A 22,429-nucleotide genomic window follows, 5' to 3' on the forward strand; every position below is an offset into this window, starting at 1 on the left:
GCGTTGTGGAAGATGAAGGCGTAAAGCCTAAAATGCTCTATGTGCAGCCTTGATCTGCTTGATGTATTCCGCTCTAACTTCGTTTGTTTTTGCAAACTTACTCCATTGGCTGACTGCGCTTTGCACGTCGACCAATATTTTTTTGTAGCGGCCTTGCTTAAGGCCAGCAAACTTTGCCACGGCCTTGAAATCGTCAGTGGTGAAATAGTCCCGCTTGCCGTTGAAGGTGAGCTGGTGGGTGCCGGTCCAGAGACCGCCCGGATTGTAGGCGTAAGTCATGTCGAATGCGGGGGCCAGGCTCCATTCGCCCCGCTTGTTCATCAGAAATCCGATGTTCTTGGCGTGATCATCCTGGTTGCGGGCACAGATATTGAAAACGGCCCTGCGGAAAAATTCTTCGAGGGTGTCGTAACCGAGGCCTAGCTGTTTGATTATGGTAATTGCCTGCTCGTAGCTGTAGGCACCTGCAGCATTGAAGTCGTAGTGGGCGAGTGCGCAGAGGGACTGGTAATGCAACTTCTTGCCACCGGCGAGGCGGTCAAAGCGTCTTGTCATAAAGTGCCTGTGTCCAGCCTTTTCCAACAGACGACATTCCGACATCTGGATGCCTGCTGCATGTGCCATCTGGTAGTAGGTGTATTCGATAGGGCCGTAGCCTTGGAAATCAGCCTTTTCCTTGTCGCTGTTGTTCTGCACATCGTCCAGCTTCAGAAGCCAATAGGAAAAGTTTTCGCCATTGGCGACTTGCCCGGATCGGATTTCGCTGGTGGTTTCGTCCAGGGCGATAAGCACCTTTGCCCTTGCGCCGCCTGCGGATGTGCCTACGCGAAGAATCTGCTCGAAGGTCTGCTGCTGCTTTTTTGTCTTTAGAGGGAGCGCGGCTCCTTTGCCGATGCTAGCCCTGAAATTCTTTCGGCTGTCTAAAATGCTTGCGGCGAAGTTTCGGAGGTTTTCTACATCCAGAATGTCGTTCTCGCTTGCGGCGGGACCTTCCACTGGGTAGAATTCCAGGGCACCCATACCGCGGCTGCCTGTGTAGCAGAGGCGCTCCAGTGCCGTAAAAGACTCGGGATTCCTCCCTTGCTTTATAAGCCAGGAATCGATGAGCCTGTTGCCGAACTTGTCGGGAATGGAGTCGGCGAAAAGTCCTGGCAGACCTTTAAACGTGTTAGATAAAAGCGGAAATGTGTAAATTTGACGGCTTACGGGCATGGTAATGGGCGAGGGCTCGACGCCGGCCCCGACAAATGCGGGTGCGTATTCAAAATGCGCCACAGATTCGCCTTCCTGCATGGAAAGCGCCCCGATGGTTGTTCCCCAAAGCTTGACTTCGACGGCGATCATGAATCCTCCCAAATGGACTTACTTGTCTTCGTCCCAAACCCATTTGGACTTAGATTCGGCGGCGATACTTGTTTCAGAAAAATCATTTGGACTGTCGAAAGAACTTGCCTGCCTCTGCGTATTGTTTCTTGGTTTGGAGGCACGCTTGCGCTTGTTCTTTTGCTGGTTCTTGGACTGCATCAGAAGTTCCATGGGGCTCGGGCCAAGCTCAGGAACAATGCTGATAAACTGGTTCAAAAGCCCCAGTGCGCGCAGAATTTTTACCATGTTCAGAAGTTGGGTGGATTGCCCTTTTTCGATGTGCTCCACGGTGCTTTTGCTGACGCCCGCCCTGTTAGCGAGCTCCGCCTGTGTCCAGTTGTTGTTGAGCCTGTAGCCTGCAATGCGTTTGCCGAATTCAACAAGGACTGCTTCGTCAGAAAAGGGTGTGTACTTGACCATGGTTTATTCCTCCATGGGGTAATATACAAATTTTATTTCGAAACGATGTATTTTTATTTAAAATTTACGAATAAATACTAAATATTTATTATAAATCAGTAAAAGTAAAGAATTAAATTTTGTGATGCTAAATTACGATTTTTGTGTAACTAAAAAACGCCCGAGTCTAGTGACTCGAGCATTTTTAATTTGCTCTTTTGCCTTTAAGGCACGGAGTGCCGACCTCTAAGCGAAGCGACCTCTTGCCTCAAAGCACCTATACGATACTTGGAACTTTAGTTCCGTAGTAGAGTTATCCACCTTGTGGAGCAGGTGCGCCCTACTACTTAAGGAACTGCATGTACGGCAACTTTGCTGCCAGTTCCTGCACCTTGTCGGCGTTTGCCTGAAGGGCAGAGCGAGCGTTCCAGGAACCGTCCAGGAACTGACCGCGAGGACCATCAGCCAGCGTGAGGGCGATGGTTTCGTCACCCAGCTTCAGGGTGCGAGCGTCGGTGCTGGTTTCCAGTTCCTTGGAAGGATTAGCTTCGATCCAAGCGAGAATCTTGTCTGCTGTAGCGTGGTCAACCTTGAAGCAGGGAACGCCAAGGGCGACGCAGTTGCCGAAGAAGATTTCGGAATAGCTTTCTGCGATGATGGCCTTGATGCCCCAGCGCTTCAGAGCCTGAGGAGCGTGTTCACGGCTGGAACCGCAACCGAAGTTCTGGTTGGAAACCAGGATGGTGCCGTTCTTGTAGGCCGGGTCACGGAAGGGGTGAACCTTGCCCTGTGCTTCGAGGCCTGCGATGTCGTCGGCGAAAGCGTTTGCGCCGAGGCCTTCGAAAGTCACGCACTTGAGGAAGCGAGCCGGAATGATACGGTCGGTATCGATGTCGTTACCGCGAACAGGAACGCCGGAACCTTTAACGATGTCAATAGAATTCATTTTTAAATCTCCTTGTTCCTATTACTTGATGTACTTGCGGACGTCGGTAACCTTGCCTTCGATAGCGGCAGCGGCAACCATGGCGGGGCTCATCAAAATGGTACGGCCGGTGGGAGAACCCTGGCGGCCCTTGAAGTTACGGTTGCTGGAAGAAGCGCTAACCTGGCGACCCTTCAGCTTATCCGGATTCATGGCGAGGCAGAGAGAGCAGCCTGCTTCACGCCATTCTGCACCTGCTTCCTTAAAGATCTTGTCGAGACCGAGAGCTTCTGCTTCAACCTTGATCTTCATGGAGCCCGGAACAACCCACATCTTGACGGTGTCGGCAACCTTGTGGCCCTTGATGATTTCAGCAGCAGCCTGGAGGTCGGAGAGACGGCCGTTGGTGCAGGAGCCTACGAAGGCGATATCGATGGGGGTGCCGATCATCTTGCCACCTTCTTCCCAGCCCATGTATTCATAAGCTTCGGAGATGACCTTCTTTTCGGAGCCTTCGAATTCTGCGATCTTCGGCATGTTGTCGTTGAGCTGGATTGCCTGTGCCGGAGTGATACCCCAGGTCACCATGGGTTCCAGGTTGTTGCAGTTGATTTCGATTTCGTCGTCGAACTGAGCGTCGGCGTCGGTAGCCACGGACTTCCAGTAGGCGACAGCTTCGTCCCACTTGTCTGCCTTGGGAGCGTAGGGCTTGCCCTTCAGGAATTCGAAGGTCTTTTCGTCGGGGTTGCAGTAGCCAACGCGTGCGCCACCTTCGATAGCCATGTTACAGATGGTCATACGGCCTTCCATGCTCATGGCTTCGATAACCGGGCCTGCAAATTCGTATGCGTAGCCAACGCCACCGTTCACGCCAAGCTTTGCGATGTAGGCAAGTGCTACGTCCTTAGCGGTAACGCCCGGCTTCAGCTTACCAGTGAAGTTGATGCGGCGGGTCTTGAGGGGGCTCATGGCCAAAGTCTGGGTAGCGAGAACGTCTGCCACCTGGCTGGTACCGATACCGAAGGCGATTGCGCCGAAGGCGCCGTGGGTAGCGGTATGGGAGTCACCGCAAGCGACGGTCATACCCGGCTGGGTCACGCCTTCTTCCGGGCCGACAATGTGGATCACGCCCTGTTCGCAGGTCTTGGGGCCAAAGAACTTGATGCCGTTACTTTCGGTGTTCTTTTCGATATGGGAGAACATTTCTTCGGAAATGCCGTCCTGGAGGGGGCGGTTACGTTCCGGGAAAGTGGTGGGAATAATGTGGTCAACGGTAGCGAAGGTGCGTTCCGGGAACAACACCTTGGTGCCTTCTTCACGAAGGGAAGCGAATGCCTGGGGGCTGGTCACTTCGTGGCAGAGGTGGAGACCGATGAAAAGCTGGCACTGGCCGCTGGGAAGCTTAGCAACAGTGTGGCTTTCGAAGATTTTCTGGTATAATGATTTTCCCATAGTGTGTCTCGTTTGTTTGCGGGTCCGTACATAACGGACTCAATAAAATTTGCAGTGTAAATCTAGAAAAAATGCCCCGGTTTTTAAACCAGGGCGTTTGAATCAAACCTTATTTATTGATTGGCCAAGGGGCGATTAGTACTGTTCCAGCTGAGTTTCGAACTGATACTTGCCCTTGTAGTAGGCCAGCATTTCGCTGGTGCTGGTGAATGCGCCTGCGCGGATGGCGTTACGGACTTCGGGATCGTTACGGGACATTTCTACGATCTTTGCGTCCACATCCTTGAAGAACAGGACGTTTGCGGCCATGGCCACGTGGTTCTGGTTGAAGTTCAAATTGTAGCGGCGTTCCAGAGTCTGGAACAGTTCAGACTGGCAGGCGTTTTCTGGAGGATTGCGCTTGGCGACGGGCATGTAGCACTTGTTGATGTATTCCTGCTTCAGGGATACGATCATGTTGTCAATAGCGGGAATGCTGTGGTCAGAGTCGTGGGAAGCCAGTTCTGCCTTGGGGGTGACGATGCCGGAGCATGCGGTGAGTAGGGCGGCGGTAATGGTCAAGAAAGCCAAAACACTAAACTTCATTTTTATTTCCTTTTTTACCCGTTGTTTTTTACCAATCCCTAATTCCGCGTGCAAAGTTATTTATTTGTGGATATCTTGGCGAGATGGCGAATGTAATTTTTAGATTACACAATGCCAAAAAAGCATAAGAAAAAGTTTTTTTGAACATATTTTCGTTTCGCTTGTGTTAAAAATCACACAGAAAAAAACGATGTAGAGTGTTGTGTTTTTTACAACGGCTGGTGGGCTGGATTCCGCTAAAATAAAGGGCTAGGGACTGTTTGGCTTAAAGAGATAGAACCACTTGATAGGGTCGATTACCTTGTAGCGGACGTTGCCGATGCGCTTGTCTCCGTTCCTGTCGATAAGGCCTGTGACAACGTGGGCGTGAGGGCCTGTAGTGTGTCCCGTGATACCTACGGTTGCGATGGGATCGCCTGCCATAACTTCCTGGCCGTCTAGGTAAAGGAGCTTGTCGCAGTGCATGAACAGGATGACGTCCTTTTCGCGTACGAGGCCGATAATGACGCCGCCTCTTTCGTCTTTGCTGGTCCAGGCCTTTGCTGCGAACGGTGCCAGGATTCGGGCGCCCTGGCGGCTGGCCAGGTCAATGCCGTTGTGCTGGCGCTGGTTGGCGCTCGGCTTTGCGTGGTAAAATTCAGTAAGGTAGCTGATGCTGTCAGAGACGATGGAGGTCCAGTACTTCCAGGCGGCACCGATGGAGTCTGTGGCTGTTTGGCCCAGGTAGTCGGGGCGGGAATACTTGATTGTTGTTCCGGCGGGAGGGATGTGGAACCCGTTCTTTTCCCAGGATTTGCCGTCGTAACCGTTTTCGTCTAGGGTGACGTTGACGTATTGACGGATCATGCGTTCGTTTGTAATGGTGGCGTTGAATCGTCCGATGGCGTAACGGGCGATTCGTTGCATGGTTTCCTTGCCGTCGAAAACGTATTCGAAGGACGGTGCCACAGACAGGTGGTCTCGCTCCTGGGTTCTGTTGCGGATGTTCGAAACTCCGGGTTCCAGGTGGCTGAAGAAGAAGAACGGAATTGTAATTGCCAGTAGCAGGAACAGCGGGAAGAATCGCTTGAAGACTTTGGAAATACCGTCTAGGGGATTCTTTCTGAGAATCTCCAGCTTGTGCAGGTTCTCGATGATCTTGACGAAGCCGGCTGGATTTGTCTGCCAGTTGCTTTTACGGACTTCGCCGAACAGGGATACGCTGCGCTTTACTGCCTTTGCTGCACCGGGGAAACGACGGCGGCTTGGAACAAACTTGTGTAACCAGAGCAGAGGTATTTTCTGCAGGCTAGGGGCGTCTTCCAGATAAATTGCCGCCGTGTCGCTGTTGGGTTCGTCGTTGTCGGCGATGATGAGACCGCGGGCGATAAGCGCCAGGTAGCGGGCCTGTACCTCGGTAACTTCTTTCGGAAGGATGCCGATGACCTGGGGCGTTGTTTTCTTGATTTCTTGCAGCAGGTGGTAAAGTTCGCGGAACTGGTCGTCGTTTTCGGGAAGGCTCCTTTTGAGTACGGTGTCGTTAAAAGGATGTTTGCCCGAAAAATCCATAAGCACAAAAGAAGCCCCGGCGTTGAGCGCCAGAGCCAGATTTTGTAGGCTTTCCAGAGGAATAGCCGACTTTTGGGTGTCGGCTTGTTCACAAGGGAAGGCGAAAAGGGTCAGACCGCCTTGACGGTACAGGTTGTCTAGAACCTTACGCTGCATAAAAGCTTTTAATTAAGCCTTTGCGGTGCCGCGGGGGTAGGTGAAACCTGCAGGAGGAGCTGCAACGAACTTGTCCACCTGGAGGAAGAGTTCTTCGGCGGTGGAGGAGGGGTTGAAGTAGATTTCCTGGTTGCGGTTCTGGGTACGGCCCTTGAGGGGCTCGCTACGGCGAGAACGGCTAACGACGCCCAGGGGAAGGACTTCCAGCAGGGGCAGCAGGCCGAAGTAGCGGAACAGGCTGAAATTCTTCTGCCAGGTGGTACGTTCGGCGAGAACTGCGAAAGTGCCGTCAAAGATGGACTTGGTCTGGAGCAGTTCGTCGGAAGTCATGGTGACCAGTTCGTGATTGGTGGGGAAGTTGTTCACGAAGTTGACCATGTCACCCTTGAGGTAATTTGCGTCGCAGAGGAATACGAATTTCATTATATACACCTTTTTATTATTGTTAATTCTGTATGCAAGATAATTTTTTGTTGGAAACTTGTCATAGAAAAAGGGCCTCAAAAAGGGGGTCCTGGGCAACTCGGACGTAAAAAAGTTTCAATTTTACGAAAAATTTACAATTAGATGTTCTGACTGGGTGAACCCATTACAGGAAAGACTATCCTGTCTCTCTTATTTTATGAAAAAAACTTTTTTTTTAATTACTTTGGTATCTTGTTGATTATCAACGACTTACGAAAGATTGTCTTTTTTGTCAAGTGTTAAAAGTTCCATTTTGGGCTTAAAAACGTCAGTTTTTTGTAAAAATGTGTTTGAAAACACTATATTTGGGCGGTATAACTCGCTTTACCGCTAGCGTGTTTATGGTTTTTGTGAAAACAAAAGTGAACGAATGCATAGTGGATGGAATTTATGGGAGATCATAAATGAAACGAAAAAACTGGTCTGTAGCAGCTCTGCTTGCTTCAACCGGACTACTGGCCTCGGTCGGCGTAATTGCTCAAGAAGCTGGTTCTGGTAATGCAGCCGCTGTCGAAAATAACGCTCCTTCCGTGATGGGTATTCCTGGTGAATCCATTAACGAAGGTGGCAAATTTGCACCGATTAAGTTGGATAGCTACGTATCCGACGATATGGATAAGCCGAACCAGCTGAAGTGGTCCGTCTCCGGCAACAAGAAGCTGAAGGTGTCCATTTCTCCGGAACGCGTGGCAACCATCGAAACACCCGATCAGTACTGGAACGGCAACGAAGACATTACCTTCGCCGCTACCGATACTAAGGGCGCAATCGGTTCTGAAACTGTAAACTTCAATGTTGAATCCGTGAACAATCCTCCGGTGGTGGCTCAGATTCCTGACCAGACCATCGACGAAGGTAAGCAGTTCACCAAGATCAAGCTTGATGACTTCGTTACTGACCCCGACCATCCGAAGAATCAGATGCTTTGGGAATTCGATATCCAGCCCAATGGCAAGGATCAGGCCGATGGCGACCTGAACGTGGAAATCGACCCGAACCGCGTTGCCACTGTGGTGATCCCGGACCCCAACTGGTATGGTTCCGCAAAGATCAAGTTCACTGCAACTGATGGTGAATACGCCAGCGATTCCAAGACCGCTGTGTTCACTGTGAAGCCCATTAACGATGCTCCGGTCATGCAGAAGATTCCTGACCAGACCATCGATGAAAAGAATGAATTCGAATCCATCAGCCTCACTGATTTCGTGAGCGACGTTGATGACGATGTCGCCAAGCTGAAGTGGACTGTCGAAGGTGGTAAGGACCTGAAGGTCGAAATCGACAAGTACGGTACCGCCAACGTCAAGATCCCGAATGAATTCTGGAACGGCTCTGAAACCTTTATCTTCAAGGCAACCGACGCTGCCGGTGCTTCCGCTAGCGCTAAGGTAACCTTCACCGTTAAGTCCATTAACGATGCTCCTGAATTTGTTCAAGATGTTCCTGAACAGACCATCGATGAAAAGCAGGAATTCAAGCCCATCGAACTGGACAAGCTGATCAAGGATCCGGACCACTCTTTCGAACAACTTAAGTGGACCATTTCTGGTACTAAGGACCTGAAGGTTGTTCTGAATGGCAAGACCGCTACTATCAAGATTCCGAACAAACTCTGGAACGGTAGCGAATCCATCAAGTTCAAGGCTTGCGACCCCGAAGGCGCATGCGCTGAATCCGAAAATACCTTCACCGTTAACTCTGTGAACGACGTTCCTGTTCTGGTCAAGGCTATCCCCAACCAGACCATCGACGAAAAGAAGCTGTTCGCCAAGATCAAGCTTGACGAATTCGTGAAGGATGCCGACCACAAGAATTCCGAACTGTCCTGGGAAGCTGATGTTAAGCATCAGGGCAAGGAACCGGAATCTGGTACCCTCAGCGTGAACATCGATGATTCTCGCGTGGCTTCCATCGAAATCCCGGATACCTACTGGAACGGTACTGCAGTGGTGACCTTCACCTGCACCGACCCGGATGGCGCTTCTGTCAAGCAGGATGTGACTTTGTCTGTGAAGTCCATCAACGACCTGCCTGTATTCAAGAAGATTCCTGACCAGACTATCGAAGAAAAGAACGAATTCTCTTCTATCGTTCTGGACGAATATCTGTCTGACGCTGACCACGATATTTCCAAGCTCAAGGTTGAAATTACCGGCAACAAGGATATCAAGGTCAACCTGAATAACAAGACTCGCGAAGTTTCTTTCAAGACCCCCAGCGAACTCTGGAACGGTTCTGAAACTCTGACCTTCTCTGCAACCGACCCCGAAGGCGGCGTTGCTAAGACTCAGATGAAGCTCACCGTGAAGTCCATCAACGATCCTCCTGTCATGAAGGATATCCCGGAACAGACCATCAAGGAAAAGGAACAGTTCAAGGTTGTTGAACTGGATAAGTATGTTGATGATCTGGACCACTCCAAGGATAAGCTGAAGTGGACCATCACCGGTAACCGCGAACTTAAGGTTGCTGTTGACGGTAACCGCGTTATGAAGGTAACTCCTCCGTCTCCGCAGTGGAACGGTTCCGAAACTCTCACCATCAAGGTGACTGACCCGGAAGGCGCTACCGATGAACGCTCTGTGGCTTACACTGTTGAATCCGTGAACGACGTTCCCGAATTCGTAAAGCAGATTGCTCCGCAGACCATCAAGGAAAAGGGCCAGTTCACTCCGGTCAAGCTGGGTGAAATGGTTCGTGACTTGGACCACAAGCTTAGCGACCTGACCTTCTCTGTTGATGTCAAGTCTACTATCAAGGGCAAGGAACCTGGCCTCACTGTTGAAATCGACGCTCAGCAGGTTGCCAAGATCGTTATCCCCAACAAGCTCTGGAACGGTGCCGATGAAATCTCCTTCACCGCCACTGACCCGGAAGGCGCAAAGGCTACCTCTAAGGCCGTCTTTACCGTTCAGTCTGTAAACGATGTGCCGGTTCTCAAGAAGATTCCGGACCAGATGATCGACGAAAAGATGGAATTCGCTTCTATCAACCTGGCTGAACTCGCTTCTGACGCTGACCATGCCTTTGGCCAGTTGAAGTGGGATGTTGCCGGTGCCAAGGCACTTAAGGTTAATATCGACAAGTCCGGTATCGCTACTGTTAAGGCTCCGTCTCCGCTGTGGAACGGTTCCGAAAAGCTGACCTTCACCGTTACTGACCCGGAAGGTGCTTCTGCCAAGAGCGACGCTGTGTTCACCGTGAAGTCCATCAACGATCCTCCTGTCATGAAGGATATTGCTGGCCAGACCATCAAGGAAAAGGGTGAATTCAAGACCATCGAACTGGATAAGTTCGTTGAAGACCTTGACCACGATAAGTCTAAGCTGAAGTGGACTGTTTCCGGCAACAAGGACCTGAAGGTTGCTATTGACGCAAAGCATGTGGCTACCATTACCACTCCCAACAAGTACTGGAATGGTTCCGAAGCTATCACCTTCACCGTTACTGACCCTGAAGGTGCCGCTGACAAGCGTACCGTCAACTTCACTGTTGAATCTGTAAATGACCTGCCCGTATTCACCAAGCCCATTAAGGATCAGACCATTCCTGAAAAGCGTGAATTCGCAATCATTAACCTGAACGATATCGTAAACGATCCGGACCACAAGGCCGATCAGCTCACCTGGTCCTTCGATGTCAAGCCCAAGGCCAAGGGTGCTACCCCGGCTCTGAAGGTGTCTGTTGATGGCCAGCGTATGGCTAAGATCGTTATTCCGGACAAGTACTGGAATGGTGCCGAAGAAATCACCTTCAAGGTGGAAGACCCGGATGGCGGCAAGGCTACCTGCACCGCTCTGTTCACCGTTCAGTCTGTGAACGACGCTCCGACTATCGGTCAGATCAAGGATCAGACCATCGACGAAAAGCAGCAGTTTGCTGACTTCGACCTGGCTGCAATCGTTAAGGATCCGGACCACGCATTCGACAAGCTCAAGATTGATGTTGCCGGTGCTAAGGACCTCAAGGTTACTGTTGGCAAGGACGGCAAGGTTTCTGTGAAGACTCCGAACGTTCTGTGGAACGGTTCCGAAAAGCTGACCTTCACCGTTACTGACCCGGAAGGTGCATCTGCCAAGGCTACGGCTGCATTTACCGTGAAGTCCATTAACGATGCTCCGGTCATGAAGGATATTGCTGACCAGACTATCAAGGAAAAGGGCTCCTTCAAGTCCTTCAACCTGGATAACTATGTTGAAGATCTTGACCACCCGAAGAACAAGCTGAAGTGGAAGATCGAAGGTGCTAAGGAACTGAAGGTTGCTATGGATGCAAGCCACAACGTTTCTATCACCCAGCCCAACCCGTTCTGGCACGGTTCTGAAAAGATCAAGTTCTCTGTCGTTGACCCTGAAGGTGCTGCAGATAGCCGTGAAGTGACCTTCACCGTTGAATCTGTAAACGACGCTCCTGTCTTTGTTAAGGAACTGAAGGATCAGTCCATTGACGAAAAGAAGCAGTTCCAGACCATCAAGCTGGACGACCTGGTTAACGATCCTGACCACAAGAAGGCTGATCTGAAGTGGTCCTTCGACGTGAAGCCGGTTAAGGCTGGTGCTCCTGCTGCCAAGGGCAAGAAGGCTGCAAAGGCTGAAGAAGCTCCTGCAGGTGAAACCCTGTCCGTTAAGGTGGACAAGGGCGAAGGTGGCGCTCGCGTTGCTACCGTCGTTATCCCCAATAAGTACTGGAATGGTGCTGCAGACATTACCTTCACCGTTACTGACCCTGAAGGCGCAAAGGCTGTAAAGACCGCACGCTACGAAGTTCGTTCTATTAACGATCCTCCGAAGATTTCTGAAAAGGCCCCGAAGGGTGAAACCATTAAGGAAAATGGTGTATTCAAGACCATCGACCTTTCTACTCTCGCTTCTGACCCGGATCACAAGACCACTCAGCTGAAGTGGAGCGTGTCTGGCAACAAGGGCCTGAAGGTTGACCTCCGTAAGGACAATACCGCTATTGTTTCTGTTCCCAATGACCAGTGGAACGGCAAGGAAACTATCGCATTCACCGTTACCGACCCTGAAGGTGCATCTGCAACTCATAAGATGATCTTCGAAGTGACCCGCGTGAACGACGCTCCGGTCTTCGTCAAGAAGATTGCCGACCAGAAGATCAAGGAAAAGCAGCAGTTCGCCCAGATCAAGCTTGACGAATACGTTAAGGATCCGGACAACAAGCCCAGCGAACTGAAGTGGACCGTTTCTGGCAACAAGAAGCTGAAGGCTGAAATCAATGGTAGCCGCATTCTTACAGTTAGCGCTCCGGATCCGTATTTCTGGTGCAAGCCTGAAATGCTGGTTATCCAGGTCACTGACCCGGATGGTGCAACTACCTCTACTACCGCTACCTTCGAAATCACTTCTGTGAACGATGCTCCTGTCATGAAGGACATCCCGGCTCAGAAGATCAAGGAAAAGGGCCAGTTCAAGGAAATCGATCTTAACAAGTTCGTTAAGGATCCGGACCACAAGCTGGAAGACCTGACTTGGACCGTTAAGGTTGCCAAGGTTGGCGCTGCTGCTCCTGCTCCTGCCAAGAAGCCGGCTAAGAAGCCTGCAAAGAAGGGCAAGAAGGGTGCTAAGGTTGAAGAAGAACCGGAAGCACCGGCACCGGAACCGGTTGACGAATTCCAGGTGGAAATCGACAACAAGAACATTGCTCGTATCAAGATTGCTGATAAGTACTGGAATGGTGAACGTAACGTGACCTTCACTGTTACTGACCCTGAAGGTGCTAAGGACTCCAAGACCGTTAACTTCCTGGTTGAATCTGTGAACGATGCTCCGGCTATCGCTCCGATCCCGACCCAGACCATCAAGGAAAAGGAATCCTTCCAGCCCATCGACCTGACCAAGTTCGTTTCTGATCCTGACCATAAGATTGAACAGCTGAAGTTCGAACTGGCTCCGACCCGCGCTCTCAAGGCTTCTATCAATGCCAAGAAGCAGCTGATTGTTTCTACTCCGGATAAGTACTGGAACGGTACCGAAAAGATCAAGCTCGACGTCTTTGACCCGGAAGGTGCAAAGGCTACCCAGCAGCTGACCTTCGAAGTGACCCCGGTTAACGATCCTCCGGTAATCAGCAAGGTTGCTGGTCAGAAGATCAAGGAAAAGGAAAAGTTCCAGGTTGTTGACCTGTCCAAGTCTGCAACTGACCCGGATAACAAGCCCAATGAACTCCACTGGTCTGTTTCTGGCAACAAGGAACTGAAGGTTGATATCAAGGGTAACCGTGCTAACGTCATTACCCCGAACCCCAACTGGTTCGGTAAGGAAACCCTGACCTTCACCGTTAAGGATATCGCAGGTGCCTCTGCTTCTACTAAGGCTACCTTCGAAGTGACCCCGGTGAACGATCCTCCTGTTCTGAAGCCTGTTCAGCCCTTCGTCATCGAAGAAAAGAAGCAGTTTGCTCCCTTCGACTTCAGCAAGGTTGTAAGCGATCCGGATAACAAGCTGGAAGAACTGGTTTGGACTCTGGATAACGAAACTCCGGCTTCCAAGGCTGCCAAGAATGCTCCGGCAAAGAAGGGCAAGAAGGCCAAGGGTGCTGCTGTTGAAGCTGTTAAGCATGACCTGATCTTCAACATTGACGACAAGGGTGTGCTGACTGTTGAAATCCCGGACAAGTACTGGAACGGTACCGAAACTGTGAATGTGAACGTCTTTGACCCGGCTGGCGAAAAGGCTACCATTCCTGTGAAGTTCACCGTGAAGCCCGTAAACGATCCTCCTGTCGTGAAGGAAATTCCTGGCCAGGAAACTCTGGAAGGTAAGTCCTTCAAGGCTATCAAGCTGGATAACTACGTTACCGACCCCGACCACAAGGTTCATGAAATCAAGTGGAAGGTTACCGGTGCCAAGAACTTGGCTGTTGAAATTTCTGGTGGTCGCGAAGCTGTGATCCGCCCGAAGAAGCAGGATTGGTTCGGCGAAGAAACCCTCGTCTTTACCGCTCAGGATCCGGCTGGTGGCATGGACAAGACTGTTGCCAAGTTCGTTGTTAAGCATGTGAATGCTGCTCCGATCATGCGCGACATTCCTGACTTCACCATCAAGGAAAATGACAACAAGGGCGTTGTGGGTAAGATCAAGCTTGACCAGTATGCCCGCGATAAGGACCATCGCTTCGACGAACTGAAGTGGACCTTCACTGGCAACAAGTTCCTGACTGTCAAGTATGACAAGAACGCTAAGACCGCTATTGTTGCTATGCCGCACGAACACTGGAAGGGCAAGCCGGAACGCATTACCTTCACCGTCACTGACCCTGAAGGCGCAAAGGCTAGCAAGTCCGCTCTGTTCACCGTGATCCCCGTGAACAACGCTCCGGAAGCAAGCAACCAGACTTACATGACCCAGGAAGGCGATGAACTTAAGGTTTCCGCTTCTGAAGGTCTGATGTCCGGTGTGAATGACCCCGATGGCGAAAAGCCGGTGTCTGTTCAGATTGTCCAGAAGCCGCGCAATGGTAAGATCAACCTGAATGAAAAGGATGGTTCCTTCACCTATATGCCGAACAAGGGCTTCTCCGGTCTCGATGAATTCACCTTCAAGGTGAAGGATCCGGGTGGACTCTACTCCAAGGTCGCAACTGCTGAAATTAACGTAAGTTTCAAGATGCAGGACCTCCGCGGCGGCAAGAAGGCCGAAGCAAAGAAGGAAGAACCCAAGGAAGACAAGCCTGCCAAGGGTAAGAAGAAGGGCAAGAAGAAGTAATTCTTGAACGATCTTCTATTCCAATAAAAGTTTGACTTTTAGAGCCCTGTGACGCAAGTCGCAGGGCTTTTTTGCATTTCCCATAATAAATCAATAGTTGTACTCTTATGCTCCGTTGTAATGACCTCAAGGGTTATTGGGGTTCGCAAGTCTTTTAGGATACTTTCCTTGTTTGTGGGGTTTATATTATGGCTGGTTTTGAAAATTCCGGTGTTTGGAATTTTCTGATTTAGGGCTCTGCCCAAGGGATGTTTATGGTTAAAGGGTTGTTTGGGGCCACTGGCCTCGTGTTGGGTCTGTCTGTTTTTGCCGGCGCAAAAGCTGCAGATGGATTTAATTGGAGTGCTGTCAGCATGGGCGGTGGCGGATTCGTTAGTGCCATTGTCGCTTCTCCGCTGGAAAAGGGCCTTTTTTACGCTCGTACGGACGTGGGCGGTGCCTATCGCTGGGATGAATCCGGTGCCCGCTGGGTTTCGCTCATGGACTGGGTCGATGTGACTGAACGAGGCCTTCTGGGGGTGGAAGCCATTGCCGTTGACCCTCAGGAAGAGGGCGTGGTCTATATGATGACCGGTACCAGCTACTGGAATAATGGCCGTAGTGCGTTCTTGCGCAGTAAGGATCGCGGTAATTCCTGGGAATTGCTCTACACTTGGGACGAAGATGGTACCAAGGGAGCTAAGGTTACCAGCTTTGGTGCCCACGGAAACGGCATGGGCCGCGGAAATGGGGAAGCCTTGGCTGTGGATCCCAACGATTCGAAGATTATGTTCTACGGTTCGAAGAATAAGGGCTTGTGGAAGTCGGCTGATAACGGCTCCAGCTGGAGTCATGTGGATGCCTGGACAACTGCGGCCGGGTCTGATACGACGTGGAATGGTTCCGGTTTTAGCTTTGTTCAGTATGCGCCTGGCAGTTCCAAGAATCTTTATGCCGGTTTTTTGCGTGAGGGTTCTACCAAGAACAAGACTTTTGAAAATGTGTTTGCTTCGACGGATGGCGGTGCTTCGTGGAAGGCTTTGCCGATTCCTGATAGCTTGCGTACTACGAAGGGTGGCGGCGTTGTCCGTCTGATGCCTCAGCGTGCCGTGATTACCAAGGATGGAAGTTCCATGGTGGTGACTTTTGCCGATGGAGCCGGCCCTCATTCCATGGGTTGGGACGAAGGCTGGGGCCCGATCTGGGATGGCTTTGGTCGCGGAGCCGTACTGAAGTGCAATTTGAAGACGGGCGCCTGGACTGACGTTTCTCCTGCAGATTATCTGGATGGGGAAGGGGAGGCCAAGTATGATATGACCGACTACTCCAAGACGGATGAGTACGAATATATTGCTCCTTATGGCGGCATCACCATTAACCCTAACGATGATAAGGAAATGGTGGTGACCACGGAAGGTTACAATGGACCGCAGTTCTGGTACAAGAAGGGCGAAGACGGAAAGGATGTGTGGAGCGACCGCTGGGGTTCCAATATTTTCCATACCACAGATGGTGGCGAAACATGGATTGCCTCTTTCCGTTACTATTGGATGGAAGGTGGAGTTTATCCGACAACGCAGCAGATGGATGCTAACGGGATCGGCTGGATGCACGACGGTTCCATTCACTGGGCGGGTAGCGTGGCCATGGATCCCTTTGACCATAATCGCGTTTTCGTGACTTCTGGAAATGGAATTTTCAGGACGGACAATCTAACTGATTATACGGTGACGAAGGCGGAAAACTCCTGGGAAGAAGATCAGATTGCCATGAATCAGGTTTGGCATTTTAGTGCCCATGGCGTTGAAGAAACCGTGCCTTTCGAGGTGGTGAGCATTCCTGGCGGCCCCATGATTTCCATTATTGGCGACTACGACGGATTCCGTCATGATGATATTACCAAGTTCCCGCAGTTCCGTCATATGACGGACGTGAGCGGAACGGCAGTTCCTCTGGGAACTACCCAGGGTCTTGCCTATGCGGCGAAGTCCGGTACTTTGGTGAAGGTGGCCAATGCCCGTAAGTATGAGGGCAAGTATAGCGATGTTCCTATTGAACCTCTGCAGTTCTCTAGCGATTCCGGAAAGACTTGGACTGTGGGTACTTACTGCAAGCTTGACGAAAAGATTGCCAACGGCACCGCCGCTATTTCAACTGACGGCGAAGTGGCCTTGTTTGTTCCCATGGAAGGTAGTACCAGCGTTTACCGCTACAGCAATGCGGCCTACACGGAAGTGACGGGTATCGATAACGGTTCCTTTGTGGTGGGCGATCCTGAAAATGCGGATGTGTTCTATGCTTACAACAAGACGGAAGGCCTGTTCTACAAGAGTTCCGACAAGGGTGTTAGTTTTAGCGCTGTTGGAAAACCCGGTGTGAGCGTCTTTAAGAAGTTCCGTGCGATTCCTGGTTATGAGGGCGACTTGTGGCTGCCCATTGCTGAACAGGATCCGTCTACTGGTGTGGGCGTTGGCGGCAGTCTGCAGCACTCCACTGACGGGGGCAAGACTTGGTCTGCGGTGAAGGGCGTTGGCTATTGCGAGGCCGTTGGTTTTGGCGCTCCCAAGACGAAGGGCGGATATCCTGCAATTTATGTGTTTGCCACAATTGACGGCGTTACCGGTGTGTTCGGCTCTGATGACAAGGGCGCTTCCTGGACCCGCGTAAATGATGACGGTCATGAATTTGGCGGTCTTGCCAATGGCGAATTCGTTATGGGCGACATGAATACCTATGGCGTCGTATACATGAGTACTGCAGGCCGTGGCATTGCGGTGCGTGTTCCTGACACCTGGAAGATGGGTTCCTCTGAATCTGATGGTACAATCAAGGTTGGCCCGAGGACTCCGGCGGTTTCTGCTAGCCGTGCGGTTTATGCCCGTGGTAATCTGGAATTGACTCTGAAAAATTCCGGGGCTTCTGTCAGCGTGTTCAATATGCAGGGACAGAAACTGTTTAGCCGATTCTATGGCAGTTCCGTAAGCGTCCCCCTGAAGGAACTGGTGGGTGCCAAGGGCAGTTTCTATGTGCGTGTCGAGAGCGGTAAGCAGGTCTTGTTCAGCAATAAGGTTATTATTGCCCGATAGGGCAAACCTTTTTATAGGTTTGCAGTTCTGATAGCTTATCTGTAAAAAATATACCTGGGTGGCCTAGTGCCACCTTTTTTGTTTTTTTATGGGGAATTTCTGCTCATATTACAGAAAAAATGGGCTTTGTAGGTTTATGTTTTTAAACTTATTTTTCTAAATTTGGCGCACTATGAGTACAACTAAGAATGATTTATGGGTCGGTGTCGACGTCGGTTCTACAACCGTTAAGATTGCCGTCGTTGAACCTGAAACCAACAAGCTTTTACACTACACATACCAGCGCCATAACGCCATGCAGGCCCAGAAGGTCCATGAGGTGCTGCGCGAAGCCCACGGTCTGTTCCCGGGCAAGAACTTTAGAGTCGCTTTCTGCGGCAGTGGCGGTCAGCCCTTTGCCGAGGCAACTCACGCATTTTTCGTACAGGAAGTGGTGGCCAACGCTCTCGCCGTTCGTGCTACTTACCCCGATACCCGTGTCGCTATTGAATTGGGTGGCCAGGACGCCAAGGTGGTGTTCTTTGAAAAGGATCCCACTACTGGCAAGCTGATTGCCAGCGACATGCGTATGAACGGTGTCTGCGCCGGCGGTACCGGTGCGTTCATCGACCAGGTGGCAGAACTCCTCCGTGTGAAGACCGAGGCCTTTGAAGGTTACGCCAAGCGCGGTCAGAAGGTTTATGAAATCTCCGGCCGTTGCGGTGTGTTCGCCAAGACCGACATTCAGCCCATGCTGAACAACGGTATCGCCAAGGAAGATATCGCCCTTTCCAGCTTCCATGCCATTGCCAAGCAGACCATCGGTGGTCTTGCCCAGGGTATGGAAATCAAGCCGCCCGTCATTTTCGAAGGTGGCCCCCTTACCTTTAACCCGACCCTTGTCCGCGCCTTCAAGGAACGTCTGGGAATCACGGATGAACAGGCTATCGTGCCTGAACATTCCGAAGTACTCGTAGCTATGGGCGCCGCTCTCTCCCTGGGCTCCATGTTTGCTGACCAGGAATGCTTTTACCGCGAAGAAGGCTCTCTGGACTCCCTGGTCCACTTTAACGAAGCCCGTCAGGCCGAACATAAGGCCAAGGCTGCCGCCGACCTCTTCTTCAAGAACGACCTGGAATACCAGCAGTTCCTGGAAGATCACAAGATGGCAAGCAACGTGTACCCGCAGCCCGCTTCCGGTTCTACCATCAATTGCTACCTGGGTATCGACGCCGGTTCCACCACCACCAAGTTCGTTCTTATCGATGAACAGGACAACGTTATCGATGGCTTCTACGCCAGCAACAACGGCGAACCGCTCCAGGTGCTCAAGGATGCCATGAACGAACTGACCGACCGTTACGAAGAATACGGTTGTAAGTTGAACATCCTGGGCGTGGGTACTACCGGTTATGGTGAACAGCTCTTCGCTAAGGCCGTTCATGCCGACTACCACACTGTGGAAACCGTGGCTCATGCAAACGCTGCCCAGCGTATCTGCCCCGACGTGTCCTTCATTCTGGATATCGGTGGTCAGGACATGAAGGCAATCTCTGTTCAGGACGGTGTGGTTACCGGTATTATCCTGAACGAAGCTTGCTCCTCGGGTTGCGGTTCCTTCATCGAAACTTATGCACGTTCCCTGGGCATTCCCATGGAAAAGATTGCAGAACTGGCTTTCAATGCCAAGAGCCCGTCTCAGCTGGGTTCTCGCTGCACCGTGTTCATGAACAGCTCTATCATCACCGAACAGCGTGATGGTAAGCAGCCTGAAGACATTATCGCCGGTATCTGCCGCTCCATTATTAACAACGTTTTCACCAAGGTGATCCGTATCCGTAACCTGAATACCCTGGGTAAGAAGGTGGTGGTGCAGGGCGGTACCTTCAAGAACAACGCTGTGCTCCGTGCCTTTGAACAGTACACGGGCCTCAAGCCCATCCGTCCGGAACGCCCGGGTGAAATGGGTGCAATCGGTATTGCTCTTCTCACCAAGAAGTTCATGGAAGAAAAACGCAAGGAAAATCCGGAACTGAAGTCCAGCTTCATCGGCCTCGAAGCCATGAAGACTTTCAGCTGGCACAACCAGCCGGGTCAGCTTTGCCAGTACTGCACCAACCATTGCTCCAGAACCATCGTTACCTTTAGCGACGGTCAGAACTTCGTTACCGGCAACCGCTGCGAACGTGGTGAAGTGACTGCCGATCCTAACGATCCGAAGACCAAGGCTCTCATCGCCGAAATCAACAAGAAGATGATGGCCGTGCCCGATATGATCAAGCGTACCAACCAGCTGCTGGTGAAGGACTATGCTCCGGCCAAGTTGGTGGAACCGCAGTTGAAGGCTGATGGTACTCAGAAGACCATCGGTATTCCTCGCGCTCTTGAATTCTGGGCAAGTCTGCCTTTCTGGAAGGCTTTCTTTACCAGCCTGGGTTACACGGTTGTTGTAAGCCGTAGCTCTGACTACAAGATGTTCGAAGCTGGCTTGCACAGCGTGCCTTCCGATACGGTCTGCTTCCCGGCAAAGCTTGTTCACGGTCATGTGCTCAGCCTCATCGAAAAGAAGGTTGACCGTATCTTCTTCCCCATGATGGTGGCTGTTCCCAGTGACCACACCAAGTTTGACGCCACTTCTGTTTGCCCGGTGGTGCAGGCTTACCCCAACATCATCAAGAACACCGACGAACCTGAAAAGAACTATGGCGTTCCCATGGATCAGCCGATCTTCCACTGGTTCAATTCCAAGCTCCGTCGCTCTCAGACCATCGACTGGTTCCATGAAAACTGGAAGCTGGACAAGAAGCTGATTTCCAAGGCTGTGGATGAAGGTGAAAAGGCTCTGAACGACTACAAGACTACTTTGCTTGAAGAAGGTCAGAAGATCCTTGATGACGTTCGCGCCAAGAATACTTTTGCCGTGGTGATTGCCGGTCGTCCGTACCATGTGGACCCGCTGATCAACCACAACATTGCCTCTCACTTTACCGCCATGGGCATTCCGGTTCTTACAACCGAATCTCTCCCTGGCGTGTATGACCAGGATGTGCCGAACCACACCCGCGTCGAAATCAAGAATACCTTCCACCTGCGTATGCTTGGCGCTACCATGATCGCTGCCAAGGATCCTAATGTGGAACTGGCTCAGATCGTTAGCTTCGGTTGCGGTCATGACTCCATCTTGACCGACGAAATGTCCCGTATGCTCCATCTGGATTCCAACAAGGAAATGCTGATGTTGAAGCTGGATGAAGGTGACGCCCGTGGTCCTGTTGGCATTCGTATCAAGAGCTTTATCGAAACGGTGAAGGCTCGCCGTGCTGCAAATCTGCCCGACAAGCCAGCTTCCAACGAACCGCTGTTCCATACTCCGTTCGTTGCCGAAGATAAGACTCGCCGTCGCATCTTGACTCCGAACCTGTCTCCTGCATTTACCGTTCTTGCCAGCGAATACATGAAGGCTAACGGCTTTATCGCTGAATACCTGCCTGTGGCCGACAAGAAGGCTGTGGAACTGGGTAAGAAGTACGTGCATAACGATATTTGCTTCCCCTGTCAGGTGAACATCGGTGAAGGTTTGAAGTGGCTGGTGGAACACCCCGAAGTAAAGCCGTCCAACGTTTCCATGTGCTTGGCCAAGAACTGCGAAAACTGCCGTGCCGTGCAGTACGCCGTGCTTGCCCGTAAGGCTTTGGACGAAGCTGGTTTCGAAGATGTAAGTATCATTACCACCGGTGACGACGTGAAGGGTATGCATCCGGGCTTCAAGACTGGCCTGGACTTCAGACTCCATATGCTGTGGGGCCTGGTGACCATGGATGCCATCGAAACCATGTACCGCGCTATTCGCCCCTACGAAGTGAACGCTGGCGACACCCAGAAGGTTTACGACGTCTGGATGCCTCGCATCATGGAAATTGGCGGTCACCTGAAGAAGACTGAATTGCCGCACCCCACCAAGATGCTGGCTGAATTCACCAAGTGTATCGATGCCTTCAACGGTATTGAAATCACCGAAGACCGTAAGAAGGGTATCCGTAAGCCTCGCGTTGCCGTGCTGGGTGAAATTCTCATGAACTACCACCCCAGCGCCAATGGCTTCGTAGAAAACTACCTGATGAACAACGGTATGGAAGTCTACCTGCCGGGTATGACCGACTTCTTCCGCGTGGACGAAGCCGTGCGTGCCGAAAAGCTGAAGCGTGGTTTCTCTGCAAACCCCATTAGCGACCGCATTGTGGGCGGCATTACCGCCAAGGCCTACACACGTGCCCTGGAAACTGTTCGCAAGATCATGAAGGAACACTTCAGCCTTTACGAACATCATGCAGACTGCTACGAGTTGATGGATTACGTCCGCGACATTATCGACCCCACCTACAATACGGGTGAAGGTTGGTTGATTCCGGGCGAAATCATCTACAACTCTCAGCATGGCATTAATAGCCACATTGTGCTGCAGCCTTTTGCCTGCTTGGCTAACCACATTTCCGGTCGCGGCCTGACCAAGGCTGTTAAGGAACGTTGCCCCCATATCCAGGTCCTGTCTCTGGACTACGACCCGGATACCAGCTTCGCAAACATCGAAAACCGTTTGCAGATGCTGATCATCAACGCTCGCGAACTGGAAAAGGCTAATAAAGCGTAGAGGATAAAGGTTAAAGTTTAAAGGTTAAAGGGGCTTCGCCTCTACGCTTTATGCTTTCCGCTTTCCGCAAAAAGGACGTCGGTTTTGAGGCCGGCGTCCCTTTTGTTTTTTGAAAAAA

At 51.3% G+C, this 22,429-nt stretch carries 10 protein-coding genes; 3 read left to right on the plus strand and 7 right to left on the minus strand.

The window, feature by feature from the left end:
* Positions 1-27: 27 nt before the first annotated feature.
* From BUB94_RS09730 to BUB94_RS09760, 7 genes are all read right to left on the minus strand, one after another.
* Entirely contained in the window at positions 28-1,344 is a 1,317-nt protein-coding gene (locus BUB94_RS09730) for a type II toxin-antitoxin system HipA family toxin (RefSeq protein ID WP_073236545.1), read from the minus strand.
* Between the two features lie 18 nt (positions 1,345-1,362).
* Positions 1,363-1,785 carry a helix-turn-helix domain-containing protein gene (locus BUB94_RS09735; RefSeq protein ID WP_073236547.1) on the minus strand — a complete coding sequence of 141 codons (423 nt, stop codon included), beginning with the start codon at positions 1,783-1,785 and terminating at the stop codon, positions 1,363-1,365.
* Between the two features lie 322 nt (positions 1,786-2,107).
* Entirely contained in the window at positions 2,108-2,710 is a 603-nt protein-coding gene (locus tag BUB94_RS09740; protein WP_073236550.1) for a 3-isopropylmalate dehydratase small subunit, read from the minus strand.
* 21 nt (positions 2,711-2,731) lie between these two features.
* The gene (leuC, locus tag BUB94_RS09745) at positions 2,732-4,141 is read right to left on the minus strand and encodes a 3-isopropylmalate dehydratase large subunit (RefSeq protein ID WP_073236553.1); all 1,410 of its coding nucleotides are present in this window, start codon (positions 4,139-4,141) and stop codon (positions 2,732-2,734) included.
* A gap of 135 nt (positions 4,142-4,276) precedes the next feature.
* On the minus strand, positions 4,277-4,726 hold the full coding sequence (locus tag BUB94_RS09750) for a hypothetical protein (protein WP_073160401.1): 450 nt from the start codon (positions 4,724-4,726) through the stop codon (positions 4,277-4,279).
* A 249-nt stretch (positions 4,727-4,975) separates the two neighbouring features.
* Positions 4,976-6,430, minus strand: coding sequence for a M23 family metallopeptidase (locus BUB94_RS09755; RefSeq protein WP_073236556.1), 1,455 nt, complete (start codon positions 6,428-6,430; stop codon positions 4,976-4,978).
* A gap of 12 nt (positions 6,431-6,442) precedes the next feature.
* Positions 6,443-6,853: a hypothetical protein gene (locus BUB94_RS09760; RefSeq protein WP_073160405.1), complete on the minus strand. Its 411-nt coding sequence runs from the start codon at positions 6,851-6,853 to the stop codon at positions 6,443-6,445.
* A 446-nt stretch (positions 6,854-7,299) separates the two neighbouring features.
* Between BUB94_RS09760 and BUB94_RS09765 the strand changes: the two genes are divergently transcribed.
* The 3 genes from BUB94_RS09765 to BUB94_RS09775 all read left to right on the plus strand — a co-directional run bounded on the left by BUB94_RS09765 (position 7,300) and on the right by BUB94_RS09775 (position 22,311).
* Positions 7,300-14,619, plus strand: coding sequence for a tandem-95 repeat protein (locus BUB94_RS09765; RefSeq protein ID WP_073236559.1), 7,320 nt, complete (start codon positions 7,300-7,302; stop codon positions 14,617-14,619).
* A gap of 254 nt (positions 14,620-14,873) precedes the next feature.
* Complete coding sequence (locus tag BUB94_RS09770; protein ID WP_170932288.1) at positions 14,874-17,684, plus strand: T9SS type A sorting domain-containing protein; 2,811 nt, start codon at positions 14,874-14,876, stop codon at positions 17,682-17,684.
* A gap of 172 nt (positions 17,685-17,856) precedes the next feature.
* Positions 17,857-22,311 carry an acyl-CoA dehydratase activase gene (locus BUB94_RS09775; RefSeq protein WP_073160411.1) on the plus strand — a complete coding sequence of 1,485 codons (4,455 nt, stop codon included), beginning with the start codon at positions 17,857-17,859 and terminating at the stop codon, positions 22,309-22,311.
* The last annotated feature ends 118 nt before the right edge of the window (positions 22,312-22,429 follow it).

Source organism: Fibrobacter sp. UWH9 (genome assembly GCF_900129715.1).
Classification (GTDB): domain Bacteria; phylum Fibrobacterota; class Fibrobacteria; order Fibrobacterales; family Fibrobacteraceae; genus Fibrobacter.

Excerpts from the sequence above, each read along its gene's own strand:
- BUB94_RS09755 (WP_073236556.1), bottom strand. The coding sequence starts at position 6,430 with ATGCAGCGTAAGGTTCTAGACAACCTGTACCGTCAAGGCGGTCTGACC.
- BUB94_RS09730 (WP_073236545.1), bottom strand. The coding sequence starts at position 1,344 with ATGATCGCCGTCGAAGTCAAGCTTTGGGGAACAACCATCGGGGCGCTT.
- BUB94_RS09735 (WP_073236547.1), bottom strand. The coding sequence starts at position 1,785 with ATGGTCAAGTACACACCCTTTTCTGACGAAGCAGTCCTTGTTGAATTC.
- BUB94_RS09760 (WP_073160405.1), bottom strand. The coding sequence starts at position 6,853 with ATGAAATTCGTATTCCTCTGCGACGCAAATTACCTCAAGGGTGACATG.
- BUB94_RS09770 (WP_170932288.1), top strand. The coding sequence starts at position 14,874 with ATGGTTAAAGGGTTGTTTGGGGCCACTGGCCTCGTGTTGGGTCTGTCT.
- BUB94_RS09765 (WP_073236559.1), top strand. The coding sequence starts at position 7,300 with ATGAAACGAAAAAACTGGTCTGTAGCAGCTCTGCTTGCTTCAACCGGA.
- leuC (WP_073236553.1), bottom strand. The coding sequence starts at position 4,141 with ATGGGAAAATCATTATACCAGAAAATCTTCGAAAGCCACACTGTTGCT.
- BUB94_RS09775 (WP_073160411.1), top strand. The coding sequence starts at position 17,857 with ATGAGTACAACTAAGAATGATTTATGGGTCGGTGTCGACGTCGGTTCT.
- BUB94_RS09740 (WP_073236550.1), bottom strand. The coding sequence starts at position 2,710 with ATGAATTCTATTGACATCGTTAAAGGTTCCGGCGTTCCTGTTCGCGGT.
- BUB94_RS09750 (WP_073160401.1), bottom strand. The coding sequence starts at position 4,726 with ATGAAGTTTAGTGTTTTGGCTTTCTTGACCATTACCGCCGCCCTACTC.